Here is a 16,348-nt window from a genome sequence, read left to right as displayed (position 1 = left end):
ACGTCCTCCCTGTTCCCCGGCGGATGCTCTGAGCCGGCTCTGAGAATCCTATGAATCATTCCGGTATGCCCCGCCTCATAGGGAACTGAGAAGTTCGACTGGCACGGTGATCCACGGACCGATGAAAGGGGACATCTCCGTGAGCACCGCCTTCACGTCGCCGGTTCGGAACGGGGGAGCCGTCGACGGCACGCACCGGGCCATGCCGCAGCGAGGCGCCCGCGCGCGTCCCGAGGCCGTCCTGGTGGCCGTCGCCGTGGGCGCGCTCGCCGTACTCGGCCTGTGGTGGGCGGGCACGCCGAGCGTCTCCGGGCTGGACGGCTGGCTGACCAACGCCGGTCGGATCACCGGGCTCCTCGCCGGATACGCGTTCGCGGTGCTGCTCGCACTGATGGCCCGGGTCCCCGCGCTGGAGCGCGGGGTGGGCTCCGACAGGCTCGCCCGCTGGCACTCGATGGGCGGGCGGTACGTCGTCGGGCTCGCCGTCGCGCACACCCTGCTGATCATCTGGGGGTACGCGGTCACCGACGGCGCCGACGTGGTGAGCGAGACCGTGACGCTCAACCTCACCTATCCCGACGTGCTCAAGGCCACGGTGGCCCTGCTGCTCCTGGTCGGCGTCGGGATCGTCTCGGCCCGCGCCGTCCGGCGCCGGCTGCGCTACGAGACCTGGTTCCACCTGCACTTCTACACGTACCTCGTGGCCTGGCTGGCCTTCGGGCACCAGCTCGCGAACGGCAGCGAGTTCCTGACGTTCCCCGCCGCCCGTACGGCCTGGTACGTCCTCTACGTCGCGGTGGCGGTGCTGGTCGTCTGGTACCGGTTCCTCATGCCCGTACGGCAGGCGTTCCGGCACCGGCTCAGGGTCGCCGGGGTCGTTCAGGAGGCTCCCGGCGTCGTCTCCGTCCACATCTCCGGGCGCCGTCTCGACAGGCTCGGGGCCGAACCCGGCCAGTTCTTCCGGTGGCGGTTCCTCACCAGGGACCTGTGGTGGTCTCCCAACCCCTACTCGTTGTCGGCGGCGCCGCGTCCCGGTGAGCTGCGGATCACCGTGAAGGACCTGGGCGACCAGAGCCGCGCGCTCGCCCGCCTGCGCCCCGGCACGCGGGTGGTCGCCGAAGGCCCGTACGGCGCGTTCACGGCGGGCCGCCTCAAGGGGCGCAAGGTGCTGCTCATCGCCGGAGGCGTGGGCGTCACGCCCGTGCGCGCCCTGTTTGAGTCGGTACCGGCGGCGCCCGGCGACCTCACCCTCCTCTACCGGGCCAGGACCACCGGTGACCTGGTGTTCCGCGCCGAACTTGAGGCGATCTCCACCGCCCGCGGGGCGGCGTTGCACTACTGCGTCGGACCGCGGAGCGAGATCGGCGATCCGTTCACGCCGGAGACGCTCACCGAGCGCGTCCCCGGGTTGCGCGAGCACGAGGTCTACGTGTGCGGACCGGAGAGCATGACGCGCAGCGTGGTGTCCGCGCTGCGCGCCGCCGGAGTGCCGAAGAGGCGCATCCACCACGAATCGTTCGAGTTCTGAAGGAAGACTCATGCGCAGAGCGATATTGGCCGTGCTCGCCACCACCGTCGGCCTGGTGCTGTTGTTGTCCTTCAAACCACACGAGATCACCGCGTCCGCCGACCGCCCGTCCGCCGGGGCGCGGGCCGATGCGGCCTCCGGCCGCGACCCCGGGTTCGACGGCCACGGCGACGGTGACGAGGACAGCGGCGGTGCCGGGTTCGGCGGCGGTGACGGGTTCGGCGGCGGTGACGGGTTCGGTCCTCCCGCGGGTGACCACGGGGGAGGCGGGGTCTCCTCGAACTCGGGCGCCTGGACCGGTGACGGCGCGAGCGCGGGCGCGACGAGCGGCGACAAGACGGTCACCGGTGACGCGGCCGACACGCGCTGGGGCCCGGTGCAGGTCGAGCTCGTGATCTCCGGCGGCAAGGTGACCGGTGTCAAGGTGCTCCAGGCCCCCGACAACAACCACAGGGACATCGCCATCAACAACCGGGCGCTCCCGATCCTGAACCAGGCGGCGCTCTCGGCCCAGTCGGCCGGGATCGACACGGTCTCCGGAGCCACCTACACCAGCGAGGGGTACATCACCTCGTTGCAGAGCGCCCTCGACAGGGCCGGGCTGTGATGCGCCACGTCGAGCACGTCATGGGCACCGTCTTCTCCTTCGACGTACGGGACCCCGTCGACGCGACCCGGGCCGTCGAAGAGGCCGTGGCCTGGTTGCGCCGTGTCGACGCGACCTTCTCGACGTACCGCACGGACAGTCCGGTCAGCCGGCTCGGCAGGGGCGAGATCGCCCTGGCGGACTGCCCGGCGGAGGTGGCGGGTGTCCTCGATTTGTGCGAATCGGCGGCCCGCGCCTCACGGGGGTACTTCACCGCCCGTCCAGGAGGCCGGCTCGACCCCTCCGCCATGGTGAAGGGATGGGCGATCGAGCGGGCGTCGCTCATCCTCACCCGAGCGGGAGCGCCGAACCACTGCGTCAACGGCGGGGGCGACATCCAACTCGCCGGGTCCGCCGCCCCCGGGCGGCCCTGGCGCGTCGGCGTCGCCCACCCGCTGCGGCCGGGCGAGCTCGCCACCGTGGTGACCGGGTCTGGCCTCGCCGTGGCCACCTCGGGTACGGCGGAGCGAGGCCCCCACATCCTCGACCCGCACACCGGCCGCCCGGCCACCGGGCTGGCCTCGATCACCCTCGTCGGCGCGAGCCTGACCATGACCGACGCGTACGCGACGGCGGCCTTCGCCATGGGCGGCGCGGCCAGGGAGTGGGTGGAGGGACTCGACGGGATGGAGGCGTTCGCGGTCACGTCCGATGGCGGCACCTGGCGCACGCCCGGTTTTCCCGGGGTTCCGGTGGTGGGCCACGCGCGCTGAATCGGGTATGCCGACCGCATGGCATGCCGTATCACCGAGCTCGTCCTCGACTGCCGCGACCCGGAACGGCTCGCCGCCTTCTGGTGCGATGTCCTGGGCTTCGCCGTGCTCGACCGGCTCGAGGGCAGCGTGCGGATCGGCCCCCCGGAGGGGGGTTTCGGCGGGCTCCAGCCGACTCTGGTGTTCAACCCGTCGGTCGAGCCCAGGCCGGCGAAGCTTCGCCTGCACATCGACGTGAACCCGACCGACCGGGATCAGGCCGACGAGCTGGTGCGCCTGCTCGCGGCCGGCGCGACCCGCGCCGACATCGGGCAGACGGGACACGAGCCGTGGATCGTGCTCGCCGATCCCGAGGGCAACGAGTTCTGCCTGTTGCACCATCGGCTCGCCCCGATCTGACCAGAGGGGCGCTCGCGGCCGGGGTCAGGACGCCGGATGTTGCAGGTGGTCGCGGATCTTGGTGCCGACGGTGCGGAGGTGTTCCACCTCGCGCGGCGTGAGCAGGTCGAACATGTGGGCACGGACCGCGGCGACGTGCCCCGGCGCCGTGGCCGCGAGCTTCGCGAGGCCCTCCTCGGTGAGCTCGGCCTCCGTGCCGCGCCTGTCGTCCGCGCAGTCGGTACGGCGTACCCAGCCGAGCCGCTCCAGCCGGGTCACCGCCCGGGTCGCGCCGCTGCGGGTCGACAGCACGGCGTCGGCGAGATCGCGCATGCGCATGCGCCGGTCGGGGGCCTCCGACAGCACGACCAGCACCTCGTAATCGAGCATGGAGACGCCCGAGTCCGCTTCGAGCTGGCGATCGAGGGCCTGGATCAGCAGCCGCGTGCTGTCCAGGTAGGCACGCCATGCCCGCTGCTCCTCCGAATCGAGCCACCGCACCTCGTCCATGCCGCCCAGCCTACGGGAATAGTTGACGGCGAAACGACATTGGGTAGAGTGAATGTCGTTGACGGCGAAACGACCTTGTGCCGTACGCCGCCCCGCGACCACTGCGAGACCGGAAGGAAGGCCCCCATGCCCGCCGTCACCGTGGAGAACACGCTCGCCCTGCCCCGCGTCCCCCTGCCCGACCCGCTGACCGCCGCCGACCGCCCCGTCGTCTCCGTGACCACCGCGCCCCGCGCGCTCGAAGGCGAGGGCTTCCCCGTACGGCGGGCCTTCGCCGGGGTGGACGTGCGCGCCCTGGACCCGTTCATCCACATGGACCAGATGGGCGAGGTCGAATACGCCCCCGGAGAGCCCAAGGGCACGCCCTGGCACCCGCACCGGGGCTTCGAGACCGTCACCTACATGATCGACGGGGAGATGGCCCACTCCGACTCCCACGGAGGCGGCGGCCTCATCGGAGGCGGCGACACCCAGTGGATGACGGCCGGCTCCGGGATCCTGCACATCGAGACCCCGCCCGAGTACCTCGTCGCCAGCGGCGGGCTGTTCCACGGCCTCCAGCTCTGGGTGAACCTGCCGCGCGCGCAGAAGTTCGCCGCGCCCCGCTACCAGGACATCACCTCCAGCAAGGTCGCGCTGCTCAGCTCCGACGACGGAGGCGCGCTGGTCCGCGTCATCGCCGGCGAGGTCGGCGGCCACGCCGGGCCCGGCTCGACGTACACGCCGATCACGCTCGTGCACGCCACCGTCACGCCCGGAGCGTCGCTGACGCTCCCGTGGCGTACCGACTTCAACGCGCTGGTCTACGTCCTCGGCGGCAGCGGCACCGTCGGCGCCGAGCGGCGGCCCATCAGCGCCGGGCAGCTCGCGGTCTACGGCCAGGGCGACACCATCACCGTCGCGGCGGACGCCCGCCAGGACTCCCGCACCGGTGGGCTGGACGTGTTCGTCCTCGGCGGCCTGCCGATCCGCGAGCCGGTCGTCGCCTACGGACCCTTCGTCATGAACACCAAGGCGGAGATCATCACCGCGATGGAGGACTACCAGGCCGGGCGCCTGGGCAGCATCCCGGCCGCCCACGCCGACGTGCGGGCCGCGACGCCGGACGCCTGAGGAAGGGACGACTGAGGGAGGGACGCCTGCCGAACGGGCCCGGTGAAACAGGGCCCGTATCCGGCCGGGTGGGCGGCCCGTCTCCCGGCGGACCGTCCTGGCCAGGTGGGCCTGGTCGGCGAAGCCGAGCTCGGCCGCCAGCCGGGCCAGGTCGGTCTCGCCCTGCTCGATCCTGGCCAGCGCCCCGCTCACCCGCACCCTGTTGCGGTAGCGGCTGAACGTCATGCCACAGTGCGCGTGGAAGGTCCGGCTGAGGTGACCGGGAGAGACGCCAAGCGTGCGCGCCAGCCGTACCAGATCGGAGGCGTCGGGGACGCCGGACAGCACCGCCTCACGCGCCAGCGCGGCCAACCCCGGCCGCCCGTAGCTCGCGGGGACGGCGGCGACCAGCTCAAGCGCGCGGACCAGCGGCTCGGGGTCGGCGCCACGCAACAGCAGCCGGTGCGCGAGCTCCAGGCGGCCGTCCACGGGAACGCCGGCGCGCACCGGCCGCCCCTGCGTGACCTCGTGCCACAGCCGGTCGCCGACGGTGATCGTGGTGCAGACGTCTCCGCCCATCGGGTGCGAGACGCGGTGGTCGCGTCCGGGGATCAGCAGGTAGCCCAGGCTGGGGTCGGCGGTCAGCCGTTCACCGTCGCTACGCACGCGAAAGCCGCCGCGGCGGACGAAGACGATCTGGTGGACGTCGATCGGCCGGGGCGCCGACCAGCCGGGGATCGTGTCCGCGCAGACCACCACACGTACGGCGAACTCCACGGCTGGGCATCATATTCGTTCAAGACGGTCCGGATCGCGGCGGGCGATGGTGGCCGCCATGAGAACCGCCCAACGGACCGTCCTGCCGGTCCTCCTCGCCGGCCAGGCCATGGCGTCACTGGACAGCAACATCGTCACGGTCGTGCTCCCCTCCATCCAGCGCGCCTACGCCGCCGACGGCGCGACCGTGCAGCTGATCGCCACGGGGTACGGCCTGACGATGGGCGTGCTGATCGTCACCGGCGCCCGCCTCGGCGACCTCCTCGGTCACCGCAGGGCCTTCCTCTCCGGCGTCGCCGGCTTCACCGCGGCCTCCGCGCTGTGCGGGCTCGCGCCGTCGGTCGCCGTCCTCGTCGTGGCGCGGGTCGCCCAGGCGGTCGCGGGGGCGCTGCTCATCCCGCAGGTGTTCTCGCTGATCCAGCTGCGGTTCGCCGGGCGGGCACGCGAACGGGCCGTCGGGCTGTACGCGATGGTGCTCGGCCTGTGCGTCGCGGTGGGCCAGCTCCTCGGCGGGCTGGTGGCGGGTGCGGATCTGCCCGGACTGGGCTGGCGGGCCGTCTTCCTGATCAACCTGCCCGTCGGACTGGTGGTGCTCGCCATCGGTCGGCGGACGTTGCCCGTCGCCGGCGGCGACCGGTCGGTACGGCTCGATCCTGCCGGCGTCGTGCTGCTCACCGTGGCCATGCTCGCCCTCACCGTCCCTCTGATGCTCGGCAGGCAGTACGGCTGGCGGCCCTGGACGTGGATCGCCCTCCTGACCGGGGCGGGGCTGCTGGCCGCCTTCGTCCGCCACGAGAGCAGGACCGCCTTTCCCCTGCTCGACCTCCGGCTGACCCTGCGCGCGGGGATCGTGCCGGGGCTGGTGAACTGCTGCCTGGTGTCGGCCGCGTACGCGGGTCTGATCTTCTCTCTCACCCTCCACCTGCAGGGGGAGCTGGGGGTGGGGCCGTTGGGGGCGGGGCTGGCCTTCCTGCCGTACGCCGTCGGGTTCGGCGGCACCAGCCTGCTCGCCCACCGGTTGCCGGGACGCCACCTGCCCGCCGTCGGCACCGCCGTCTTCGCCGCGGCCGTCGCCGTCCTCGCGGCGGGGGGCGGCTGGCCGGGGGCATGGTCGGCGCCGGTGCTGCTGGTCGCCTCGGCGGGGCACGCGGCGGGCTACACCCCGCTGGTCGCCAGGCTGGCCCGCCGAGTCGGCCCCGACGGCGCCTCGGCGTTGACGGCGCTGAACTCCACCGGTCCGATGCTCGCTCAGGCCTCCGCGGTCGCCGTCTTCGGCGGCCTGTACCTGGTCGGGGGGCTGGTCTGGGCCGAGCTCGCGATCGTGGCGACGCTGGCCGTAGGAGTCCGCTGCTGCCTGCCGTACCCGGACTAGGTTCGCCGGGCGCCGCGCCGCGTGACCGCCCACAGGACGAGGGCGAGCAGGCTGATCGCGCCGCCCAGGACGCATACGCCGTTCCACCCGGCGACCGCGTGGACGGCGGTCGAGGCGAGGGCGCCGGTGGCGCTGCCGATCGAGTAGAAGATCATGTAGCCGCCGATCAGCCGGCTGCCCGCGTCCGGGCGCAGCGCGTAGATCAGGCTCTGGTTGGTGACATGGACGGCCTGGACGGCCAGGTCGAGGACGACCGCGCCGATCGCCAGCGCCCACAGCGACTGCCGGGTGAACGCGAGGGGCAGCCAGGACGCGGCGAGCAGGACCAGCGCTGTGCCGGTGGTCCACTGGCCGAGGCCGCGATCGTGCAGGCGTCCGGCCGGGGCCGCCGCCAGGGCACCCGCCGCGCCCACGAGTCCGAAGGCGCCGATCGCGGTGTGGGAGAGCGACAGCGGGGCCGCGCTCAGCGGCAGCGCGACGCAGCTCCACAGGGTGCTGAACGCGGCGAAGACGAGCATGGCGAGCAGGGCGCGGACGCGGAACACGGGTTCCCGGGCGAACAGGGCGATCGTCGAGCGCAGGAGCCGCCCGTAACCCATGGACGCGCGGGGCCCGCCGTGGCGTGGCAGCAGGCGATACAGGGCCAGGGTGAGCGCGAGGGTGACGGCCGCGGAGGTGAGGTAGACCGACCGCCAGCCCGCGAGGTCCGCCAGCGCGCCGGAGACCGTGCGGGCGAGCAGGATGCCGATGACCACGCCGCTGGTCACCGCCGACGACGCGCCCGCGGCGGTCGGGTCCGGTCAGGGACGCGGCGAAGGCGACCAGCGTCTGGGTCACGACCGCGAGGAATCCCACCGCGGCCATGGTGCCGAGCAGGACCGGCGCGGTGGCGGCGGTGCCGACAGCGGCCAGCGCCGCCGCCAGCAGAAGCGACTGCGTGACGACGAGCCGCCGCCGATCGACCAGGTCGCCCAGCGGTACGAGGAAGAACAGTCCCAGCCCGTAGCCGATCTGCGTGAGGGTGACGACGGCGCCGACGGTCGCGGGTCCCATCGCGAAGTCCCGGCCCAGGGTGACCAGGAGCGGTTGCGCGAAATAGACGTTGGCGACCGCCGTCCCGCAGGCGATGGCGAACAGCAGCGTGACGTGGCGGGACGGCGCGGGAGCGGGTGTCTCCTCGGGCACGTCCGTGATCGTCGTCGTTCCCTCGCGGCGGGCCACCGCATCCCCCTCGTTCGATCGGTTGCATCTTGCTACCAGCCGACACTAGGCGAGTTTGGTAGCATGTTGCAACCGGCTAGGTGGAGGGAGGGCGCGATGGTCAAGCGGACCCGCTTCAACGACAGTGACTGCCCGGTCGCGCGATCGATCGACGCGATCGGAGACTGGTGGTCATTGCTGATCGTGCGCGACGCGTTCGACGGCAGCCGCCGCTTCGGCGAGTTCCAGCGCGGCCTCGGCGTGGCCAAGAACATCCTCGCGGCGCGCCTGCGCACACTCGTCGACGGCGGCATCCTCGACGTCGTCCCGGCATCCGACGGCAGCGCCTACAACGAGTACGTCCTGACCCCCAAGGGCAGGGATCTTTTCAACGTCATCGTGGCGCTGCGGCAGTGGGGCGAGGCGCACTTCTTCGCCCCCGACGAACCTCACTCCGAGATGGTCGACCGTCGGCACGGGCATCCGCTTCGTGCTCTCGAGGTCCGATCCACCGACGGGCGACGGCTCAACGCCGGCGACACCGTCGTGAACAAGGTCGGCCACCCCGGGAGGGGCACCTAGTCGGTGTCGCTAGTCGGTGTCGTGGGTGACGAGCAGACTGAGGACGGTTCCGCGCGGGCTGAGCGCGCCGATCGCGAGTTCCTGATCCACCCAGTACGGCTGCCGCCGGATGATCCGGAACACCGTCCATCGCCATCGAGCGGCGAGTTCGTTGATCCGGTGGACGGACGCGCCCGCCGGGGCGCGGACGAGGCCGGCGACCGACTGCCACGCCGCGAGCCTGCCGTATCCGCCGCGGAGGCCACGAGAGTAGCTGGCGTCGCAGTAGGCCACGGCGAACAGCTCGCTCACCACCGCGTCCAGGCTCGTCATCGCGCCGTACAGCGCGATCTGGGCACGGAGCGCGCCCGGCAGGAACGCGTTCACCCCCAGCGGCGTAAGGTCCTGAGCATCGATCCGCCGGGGAAGCTCGATGACGGCCGCGACCGCCGGCGCGCTCCAGTGCTCCACCGCGGAGGCGATGCGCCGCTCGTCCTCCCGCATGCTGACGATCCTCGGCGCGCGGTCCGGAGAACCCCGGCCCGCGAGCCAGTCGTCCCGCTCCGGAGGCTCCGGGAGGGCCTGCTCGCCGCGTGGCGTCCAGCCGGGACCGAGGACGGCCGCGTCCATCCGCCGCTCTCCCCGGGTGCGCTTCAGGGGCAGTCCGGCCAGGGGGTGACCGAGTCCCCGCAGGGCTTCCGCGCATCGCGCCGCCGCCGGCACCCTGACCAGGGTGACGCGGCGTGCCACCAGCTCCTGGATGAGGCAGGCGACCAGCTCGGCCCACGCGTCCGGCTCCTCTGGCGGGTGCTCCAGCAGCGGCACCAGGTGGTGGACCCGCCGTCGCTCCGCCAGCAGCGCGGCCAGGTGGCGGACCCGGCCCCCCTGCCGCTCGTCGGCGTACAGGTCGCGCACCAGCTCGGCCAGCGACGCGGCGTCGCCCGGGACACGCGCCAGAGCCCGCTCGTGCGGCCCGCCCCCTCTCTCATGCGCGGTCATGAAGTCCCTGACGTGATCTCGCTGACATGGTCGCCCTCTCGTACCTGGCCCGGCGTTCGTCGCCGCACGCCCACGCTCCCACGAAAGGCGCGGAGGGGGCACTCCCATAGCCGGGCGCCCTTCATCATCGGCAAGGTCACCCCGCGCACGGCGGGATGATCTACCAGGTCAGCGGGCTCCGCGTAGGCGAATCCGCACCATCATGATCTCAAGCCCGTACAGGCTCTAGTGCTCCGGGTGCAGCACCCGGCCGAGGAACTCGCGGGTACGGGCGTGCCGGGGAGCGGCGATCACCTGCTCCGGCGGCCCGTCCTCCACGATCGCGCCCCGGTCCATGAAGACCACCCGGTCGGCGACCTCCCTGGCGAAGCCCATCTCGTGCGTGACGACCAGCATGGTCATGCCGTCCCGCGCGAGTTCGCGCATGACGGAGAGGACGTCGCCGACGAGTTCCGGGTCGAGCGCGGACGTGGGCTCGTCGAACAGCATCAGCGACGGGTTCATGGCCAGGGCGCGGGCGATCGCCACACGCTGCTGCTGGCCGCCGGAGAGCTGGGCGGGGAAGCAGTCGGCCTTCTCACCGAGTCCGACCTTCTCCAGGGTCTCCCCGGCGATCTTCCTCGCCTCCGCTCTGCCGCGCTTCAGCACCCGCTCCTGCGCGATCGTGACGTTGCGCAGCACCGTCAGATGCTGGAACAGGTTGAACTGCTGGAAGACCATGCCCAGCCGCCGGCGTACGGCGTCGATGTCCACGTCCGGATCGGTGAGCTCCGTGCCGTCCACGAACACCTGGCCGGACGTCGGCCGCTCCAGCAGGTTGACACACCGCAGCAGGGTCGACTTGCCCGACCCCGAAGGGCCGATCACGCAGACGACCTGCCCGGCCTCGACCGTGAAGTCGATGCCCTTGAGCACGTCGAGCGGCCCGAAGGACTTGTGCAGGTTTTTGATCTCGACAGTGCTCATCTGTCGTTCACCTCTTCCCTTCCTGCCGTGACTCCAGCCGTCGCGCGACGTACCCCAGCGGGATGGTGATCAGCAGGTACGTCAGCCCGGACACCAGGATCGGCGTCGGATTGGCGAAGGTCGACGCCTGGTCGTTGCCGAACTTGGCCAGCTCCACCTGGGCCGCCGTGAGCCCGAGGAACAGGACCAGCGACGAGTCCTTGAACAGCAGGACCAACTGGTTCGTCAGAGGCGGGATGACGATGCGGACCGCCTGCGGAATGATGATCGACACCATGGAGCGCATGTACGGCATGCCGAGCGAGCGGGCCGCCTCCATCTGCCCCCGCGGCACGGCCTGCAGGCCGGCCCGGAAGGTCTCGGCCATGTACGCGGCCGAGACGAGCCCGAGGCCGAGCGTGACCTGGCCGTACACGTCGCCCGGGATCCTGAGTCCCGGGAACGCCAGCGGCAGGCTCCCGATCATCAGGAAGATCACCAGAGCGGGGAGGCCGCGGAAGATCTCGATGTACGTCGAGGCGATCCACCGGTACGGAGCGACCGAGGACTGCCGCATCAGCGCCAGCAGCATGCCGAGGGCGAACCCGACGACGTACCCGCAGGCGGTGTAGATCACCGTGTTCTTCAGGGCGACGGTGAACAACCGGGGCAGGCCGTCGGCCGCCACCTGACCGTTGAAGAACGACTGGTGGATCGACTTCCAGTCGGCGAGGGAGGCGAGCACGGCGACGACGGCGATCAGGAGGGCGTACTGGACGCCCCTGCTGACCCGCTGCCGCCTGCGGGGACTCCACCCCTGTCGCGTGCCCTGTCGCGGGGAGGGGGCGAGCCGCTGCGCCGTCACGACGCCGTCGCCGGGCTCGGCTCCGTGCCGAACCACTTCTTGTAGATGGTGTCGTACGTGCCGTCCGCCTTGGCGCCCTCGATCACCTCGTTGACCACCTTGGACAGTGCGGTGTTGCCCTTCTTCATGCCGATGCCGTACCGCTCACCGGTGTCCAGGACGGCGACGACCTCGTACTTCGCGCGCACGTCCGGCTTCTTCAGCCAGGTCGCCACGACGGGGAGGTCCTGCACGATCACGTCGGCCTGGCCGGTCTGCAGGCCGAGCAGTTCCTTGGGCGAGTCGGCGAACTCGATCGGGTCGAAGCCCTTGCGCTTGACGTACTCCAGCCCCGTCGTCGAGGCCTGCGCGCCGATCTTGAGGTTCTTCGCCTTCACGTCGCCGAGCGAGGTCAGCCCGCTGCCCTTCCTGGCCAGCAGGGCCTGCGTGGCGTCGAAGTACGGCACGGAGAACTCGATGTTCTTCCTGCGCTCGTCGGTGATCGTCATGCCGGCCGCGGCGAGGTCGCACCTTCCGGAGCTGAGCACTGCACCGCTTTTGATCGGGGCGAAGTCGATGTCGATGATGTCCTGTGTCACGCCCAGCCTCTTGGCGACGAGATCGATGACGTCCACGTCGAACCCGACGACCTTGGCGCCCTGGTTGAACTGGAAGGGCTGAAACTGCAGGTGCGTACAGGTCGTGAGCTTTCCGGCGTTGACGAGCGCGATGCCGCCCTTCGCGCTCGCGGCGCCGCCGCCGTCGCCGCGCCCGCCGCTTCCGCCGCTGCCGCAGGCGGAGACCGTGAACGCGGCAACGAGCGCCGTGGCGCCGATGGAGAGCATCCGGCGACGCATGGACCAAGAAGCCACGCGATCCCCCTTAAATACGACATAAGCCAATATTTAGGACAATCTATAGGAGGTGACACATAGCTTCACCACTATCTGACAAATAGGTGATAAGGGGGATATTTCGCCATTTTCGCGCCATATGGTGCCGCTGTTACAGCCGTTCTTCCTGTTCTCTTCAGCAGTCGTCATCCGCCGCCGGAATCCCGACAGAATCCCGACGTAAGCCACCGGTACGTCGGCGGGATCGGGAGGCGGGATCGGGAGGCGGGATCGGGATGGGGCGAGCGCGGGTCCGGGGCGTGATCGGGGGCGTGATCGGGCACGGGGGATGGGGTCGAGCGCGGGGGATTCCGGCACCCCGCCGTCCCGGCAGGCGGTAGCGTGCCGAGCATGGACCGGATCTTCAGCCTCGACGAGGCCAGGTCGCTCATGCCCGAGGTCGTCGCGCGCGTGACCGACCTGGTGGCGCTCCGGGCGGACCTCGCCGAGCTCTCCTACGACCTGGAGAACGCCGGAGGCTCACCCCTCGGCGGCATCCCCGAGGGCAAGGCCCTGGAGGCCCGCATCGGCGAGATCCTCCTGTGGTTCGGCGACCACGGCGTCGAACTCAAGGGCGTGGCGCCCGTCCTCGTCGACTTCCCCGCCGTGCTCGACGGAGTCTCCGTCCGGCTGTGCTGGATCGAGGGGGAGAAGGACCTCGGCTGGTACCACCGCACCGAACTCGGCTTCCCCGGACGGCGCCCGCTGCCCCGGTGAGCGGCGGGCTCGGCGGGGGTCAGGTCTCCGGATGGCGGTCGTCCGATTGGCCGCTCTCCGGAGGGCCGCTCTCCGCGTAGCCGTCCTCCAGATAGACGCCGCCCCTGCCCGGCCGTCCCAGGCAGGCCCGTAACCGGCGGGCCATCTCCGGTGTCAGGGGGCCGTCGAGATCGCCGGGCGCCACGAACGCGAACCCCTCCAGCTCCTCGGGAGGCAGCCGGATGGCCGCCACCTCCGACGCGGGCAGAACCCCGCCGTCGAAGACGAACATCAGCCCGCCGTCCCACGGAGGGGCCGGGGGAACCCAGTCCACGCACAGCAGAGCCCCGACCTCCGGCGTGATGGCCAGCTCCTCGTCCAGCTCGCGGACGCACGCCGCCCGAGGGGACTCGCCCGGCTCCAGCGAGCCGCCCGGGATGTCCCACGTCCCCTTGTACGTGGGACGTACGAGCAGGACCCGGCCCGCCTCGTCCCGGATCAGCGCGCCCGCCGCCGCCCGGACGCGCGTCAGCCCGGCGATGAACGAGAGATCGGGACCACGATCGGACGTGCTCACCCGCCGACCCTACGCCGCGAAATGCCTCCGGTGCCGCGGACATGGACGGGGTGACCGACGATCCAAGTGAGGAGGCCGGATGGGAGCCGATCCCCACGGCCGGTTCGTGGAAATCTACGAACACGCCTACGAACCCATACTCGGGTACGTCCTGCGGCGTTGCCGAGACCCCGAGGACGCCGCCGACGTGGTGGCCGAGACGTTCACGATCGCCTGGCGGCGCGTCGAGGAGCTGCCCGACGGCGACGAGGCCAGGCTCTGGCTGTACGGCGTGGCCCGCCGGGTCCTCGCCAACCACCGGCGGGGCGAGCTGCGCAGGGAGCAGCGTACGGAGGCGTTGCGCGAGCATCTCGCCTCCCTGCCCCTCCTGGCGCACGCGCGCTCGCCGGGGGAGGACTTCTCCCCGGTCGGCAGGGTCTTTCGCACCCTGTCTGACGGAGACAGGGAGCCGCTGTCCCTGGCCGCCTGGGAGAGGCTCGACACCGGGCAGCTCGCCACGACCCTCGGCATCTCCCGCAACGCCGTACGGATCAGGCTCTACCGGGCGCGCAAGCGATTCGCGCGGGGCCTGGCCATGGCGGCGTCTCCGAGCCCCGAGACGCGTCCCGATGCGGCGGGCGCTCGCGTTCGGCGCGGTCTCCGTGGGGCTGGGCGTCGCCGTCGCGATCGGCGTCGACCTGCCGGGCGGCCCCGCCGTCCGCTACGCCAACGCGGCCGTCTCCATCGAGAAGGCTACGGACTACTTCAGCGTCACCATCACCGACCCCGCGGCCGACCCACGGCGTTTCGAGGAGGCGTTCCGCGCGGTCGGCCTGAACGTGACGGTGAAGGTGATACCGGTGGCGCCGGGCGACGTGGGCAGGCTGATCGGCCCGATCGTCCCCGCGACGGCTTTCGCGGGCCGGGAAGCATCGGTGTGCAGGGCGTGGCGCCGTGCGCGTCGGCGTTCTGCGGCAAGGTGTGGCTGCCCGCCCACTACTCGGGCCGGGTAGTCTTCGGCGTCGGCCGCCCCGCCGCGCCGGGTGAGCCCTACGCCGACGAGCCCGCATACGACCCGTCGGGCGAGGAGGCCCTGGACGGCTACCGGAGCCACGGCAGGACGGTCGCGGAGGTTCGGGCCGAGCTGGGCCGCCGGGGGCTGAAGGCGGGCTACCGCCTGCACTGGACTCTTCCGGGCGGCGGCTTCTTCGACCAGCGCGTCACGGCCGACCGTATCGAGGACGGCTGGGTCGTCGACGGCTCCAGCCACCACAGCTCGGACACCGTCGACCTCCACGTCGTCCCCGGACCCGAGGCCGGTCCGGCCCCTGACCCGCTGTCGGTCGCCACGCCCCACTGGTACGACCAGGAGGACTGACGTTCCGCCCTGTCTCACGGCGCCCGCTCCTCGGATCCTCAGATCGTCGACGGGGGGCGGGCGTCTGTCAGGCAGGGAAGAGGTCGTTCGGGGCCGCCGGACCGCCCGAGCCCGCCTCGGAAGTGTTTCCTGGGCGGGGTGGCAACGCCGCGAGGCGCCATATGGGCGACCGCAGTAGGCCAAGAAGATCCACGAAACACGCCCTGAGGCCCCGGCAGGACCTCAGTCCTCGTCGATCTCCTCGTACTCGCCGAGCGCGGCTCCGTAGCGGATGCCCACCAGGCGGGCCACGGCCTCATGCGCGCCCAGCGGCGCGGCGCAGCCCGCGCCGATGGCCTCGGCCGCGGCGGTGGCCTTGTCGTGGTCGGCCTCGGGCCCGATGACGAACGGGACCAGCGCGAGACGGTTGGCGCCGATCTTGCGCAGCCGCTCGGCGGCGTCGCCGACGTTCGGCACGCCGTCGAGCGCGGCGGGCACCACGGGCAGGGTGAGGCGCGCGGCCAGCAGCACCGCGGTGGCGTCCGCCCCGCGCGCACCCTCGTCGCCGCCCGTGGTCGCGACGATGATGCCGTCGACGGGGGAGGTCACGTTGAACAGCCGCATACGGTCCACGCGGGCCAGCCCCGCCTCCGACAGCCGCATGTGCAGCGCCTCGGCGAGCAGCGGATGCGGGCCGAGCGGATCGGTGATCGTCACGGGGCTCTCGCTCTGGGTGACCGCGTCGCGCACGGCCCGCATCACGCGGGGGTGCGGGCCGGTCACGAGCGGGACGACCACCGCCGCGGTCTCCGCGGCCGGCCGGTCGGCGGCGGCGGAGACGAAAGCCTTGGCGAGATCGGCGCCGCCGTCCATGAGGGAGACCAGGCGCAGATCGACCTGCGGGTTGTCGAGCCGGATGACCGAGGCGATCTCGGCCGCGACGTCTCCCGCCATGCCGGGAACGGCCAGCACCAAGGCGGGCGCGTCCGGCGGCAGGTTCGCCGGGAGCGGGCGCCGGTGGCGGCCGGTTCCGGGCCGGGAGGATCGCTCCCGGGTGGGAAGCTTCGGCGGGTCGTCGTGACCTTCGTTCACATCGGCGGATTCTAGGGCGAATCCGGCCGAATGAGTGAACCAACCCACCGCTTGATGCTGATCTTTAGCCTGATCGGTTTACGTGATCGTGACTTGACGCTCTCCGTTACGGGCGTGTTTCATGGCCTCATCCCACCCGTAAACGTTTACAGACGCGGTGTTTCCGTAAACGTTTACACCAGCACTGAC

Annotated in this window: 17 protein-coding genes and 2 pseudogenes; 9 read left to right on the top strand and 10 right to left on the bottom strand. The window is 71.6% G+C overall.

Annotation, left to right across the window (positions count from 1 at the left end):
• Positions 1–139: 139 nt before the first annotated feature.
• Genes AB0I59_RS34875 through AB0I59_RS34860 form a run of 4 tightly spaced genes read left to right on the top strand, consistent with a single transcriptional unit; the run spans position 140 to position 3,286 of the window.
• Positions 140–1,528: a ferredoxin reductase family protein gene (locus tag AB0I59_RS34875; RefSeq protein ID WP_358139742.1), complete on the top strand. Its 1,389-nt coding sequence runs from the start codon at positions 140–142 to the stop codon at positions 1,526–1,528.
• 10 nt (positions 1,529–1,538) lie between these two features.
• Entirely contained in the window at positions 1,539–2,135 is a 597-nt protein-coding gene (locus tag AB0I59_RS34870) for an FMN-binding protein (RefSeq protein WP_063818792.1), read from the top strand.
• Positions 2,135–2,887, top strand: a complete 753-nt coding sequence (locus AB0I59_RS34865; RefSeq protein WP_061256913.1) for an FAD:protein FMN transferase — start codon at positions 2,135–2,137, stop codon at positions 2,885–2,887. Before AB0I59_RS34870 ends, AB0I59_RS34865 begins: the two co-directional genes overlap by 1 nt.
• A gap of 18 nt (positions 2,888–2,905) precedes the next feature.
• Entirely contained in the window at positions 2,906–3,286 is a 381-nt protein-coding gene (locus AB0I59_RS34860; RefSeq protein WP_061256915.1) for a VOC family protein, read from the top strand.
• A gap of 24 nt (positions 3,287–3,310) precedes the next feature.
• Here AB0I59_RS34860 and AB0I59_RS34855 read toward each other — a convergent pair whose 3' ends face one another.
• On the bottom strand, positions 3,311–3,775 hold the full coding sequence (locus tag AB0I59_RS34855) for a MarR family winged helix-turn-helix transcriptional regulator (RefSeq protein WP_061256917.1): 465 nt from the start codon (positions 3,773–3,775) through the stop codon (positions 3,311–3,313).
• A 126-nt stretch (positions 3,776–3,901) separates the two neighbouring features.
• On the opposite strand from AB0I59_RS34855, the gene AB0I59_RS34850 reads away from it, so the two are divergent.
• Complete coding sequence (locus AB0I59_RS34850; RefSeq protein WP_061256919.1) at positions 3,902–4,888, top strand: pirin family protein; 987 nt, start codon at positions 3,902–3,904, stop codon at positions 4,886–4,888.
• A gap of 66 nt (positions 4,889–4,954) precedes the next feature.
• On the opposite strand, the pseudogene AB0I59_RS34845 reads toward AB0I59_RS34850, so the two are convergent.
• Positions 4,955–5,446: pseudogene (locus AB0I59_RS34845) on the bottom strand (helix-turn-helix domain-containing protein); the annotation flags it as partial.
• 256 nt (positions 5,447–5,702) lie between these two features.
• On the opposite strand from AB0I59_RS34845, the gene AB0I59_RS34840 reads away from it, so the two are divergent.
• The gene (locus AB0I59_RS34840) at positions 5,703–7,016 is read left to right on the top strand and encodes an MFS transporter (RefSeq protein ID WP_358139737.1); all 1,314 of its coding nucleotides are present in this window, start codon (positions 5,703–5,705) and stop codon (positions 7,014–7,016) included.
• Here the strand turns inward: AB0I59_RS34840 and AB0I59_RS34835 are convergent.
• Together AB0I59_RS34835 and AB0I59_RS34830 are read right to left on the bottom strand one after the other, a co-directional pair.
• Complete coding sequence (locus tag AB0I59_RS34835; RefSeq protein ID WP_358139734.1) at positions 7,013–7,783, bottom strand: MFS transporter; 771 nt, start codon at positions 7,781–7,783, stop codon at positions 7,013–7,015. The genes AB0I59_RS34840 and AB0I59_RS34835 overlap by 4 nt on opposite strands.
• A 61-nt stretch (positions 7,784–7,844) precedes the next feature.
• A pseudogene (locus tag AB0I59_RS34830) lies at positions 7,845–8,201 on the bottom strand (MFS transporter); the annotation flags it as partial.
• A 99-nt stretch (positions 8,202–8,300) separates the two neighbouring features.
• On the opposite strand from AB0I59_RS34830, the gene AB0I59_RS34825 reads away from it, so the two are divergent.
• On the top strand, positions 8,301–8,798 hold the full coding sequence (locus tag AB0I59_RS34825; protein ID WP_358139815.1) for a winged helix-turn-helix transcriptional regulator: 498 nt from the start codon (positions 8,301–8,303) through the stop codon (positions 8,796–8,798).
• A gap of 9 nt (positions 8,799–8,807) precedes the next feature.
• On the opposite strand, the gene AB0I59_RS34820 is transcribed toward AB0I59_RS34825, so the two are convergent.
• The 4 genes from AB0I59_RS34820 to AB0I59_RS34805 all read right to left on the bottom strand — a co-directional run bounded on the left by AB0I59_RS34820 (position 8,808) and on the right by AB0I59_RS34805 (position 12,437).
• Positions 8,808–9,776 carry a DUF6183 family protein gene (locus AB0I59_RS34820; protein WP_061256927.1) on the bottom strand — a complete coding sequence of 323 codons (969 nt, stop codon included), beginning with the start codon at positions 9,774–9,776 and terminating at the stop codon, positions 8,808–8,810.
• 225 nt (positions 9,777–10,001) lie between these two features.
• Complete coding sequence (locus AB0I59_RS34815) at positions 10,002–10,742, bottom strand: amino acid ABC transporter ATP-binding protein (RefSeq protein ID WP_358139731.1); 741 nt, start codon at positions 10,740–10,742, stop codon at positions 10,002–10,004.
• Between the two features lie 7 nt (positions 10,743–10,749).
• On the bottom strand, positions 10,750–11,622 hold the full coding sequence (locus AB0I59_RS34810; protein WP_228646372.1) for an amino acid ABC transporter permease: 873 nt from the start codon (positions 11,620–11,622) through the stop codon (positions 10,750–10,752).
• Positions 11,583–12,437 carry an ABC transporter substrate-binding protein gene (locus tag AB0I59_RS34805; RefSeq protein WP_358139727.1) on the bottom strand — a complete coding sequence of 285 codons (855 nt, stop codon included), beginning with the start codon at positions 12,435–12,437 and terminating at the stop codon, positions 11,583–11,585. The genes AB0I59_RS34810 and AB0I59_RS34805 overlap by 40 nt, the downstream gene beginning before the upstream one ends.
• Positions 12,438–12,809: 372 nt before the next feature.
• Here AB0I59_RS34805 and AB0I59_RS34800 point away from each other — a divergent pair, with 372 nt between their 5' ends.
• On the top strand, positions 12,810–13,175 hold the full coding sequence (locus tag AB0I59_RS34800) for a DUF2203 domain-containing protein (protein WP_061256934.1): 366 nt from the start codon (positions 12,810–12,812) through the stop codon (positions 13,173–13,175).
• 19 nt (positions 13,176–13,194) lie between these two features.
• Here the strand turns inward: AB0I59_RS34800 and AB0I59_RS34795 are convergent, their stop codons facing one another.
• Entirely contained in the window at positions 13,195–13,731 is a 537-nt protein-coding gene (locus AB0I59_RS34795) for an NUDIX domain-containing protein (protein WP_358139723.1), read from the bottom strand.
• A gap of 79 nt (positions 13,732–13,810) precedes the next feature.
• Here AB0I59_RS34795 and AB0I59_RS34790 point away from each other — a divergent pair, with 79 nt between their 5' ends.
• Complete coding sequence (locus AB0I59_RS34790) at positions 13,811–15,088, top strand: RNA polymerase sigma factor (RefSeq protein WP_358139720.1); 1,278 nt, start codon at positions 13,811–13,813, stop codon at positions 15,086–15,088.
• A 222-nt stretch (positions 15,089–15,310) separates the two neighbouring features.
• On the opposite strand, the gene AB0I59_RS34785 is transcribed toward AB0I59_RS34790, so the two are convergent.
• Positions 15,311–16,159, bottom strand: a complete 849-nt coding sequence (locus AB0I59_RS34785) for a sirohydrochlorin chelatase (protein WP_063818794.1) — start codon at positions 16,157–16,159, stop codon at positions 15,311–15,313.
• Positions 16,160–16,348 lie beyond the last annotated feature (189 nt).

The sequence above is a fragment of the Microtetraspora glauca genome, from assembly GCF_040656155.1.
Taxonomy (GTDB): domain Bacteria; phylum Actinomycetota; class Actinomycetes; order Streptosporangiales; family Streptosporangiaceae; genus Microtetraspora; species Microtetraspora glauca.
Note: the sequence above shows the minus strand (reverse complement) of the source record. Positions and strands in the feature narration are given on the sequence as shown.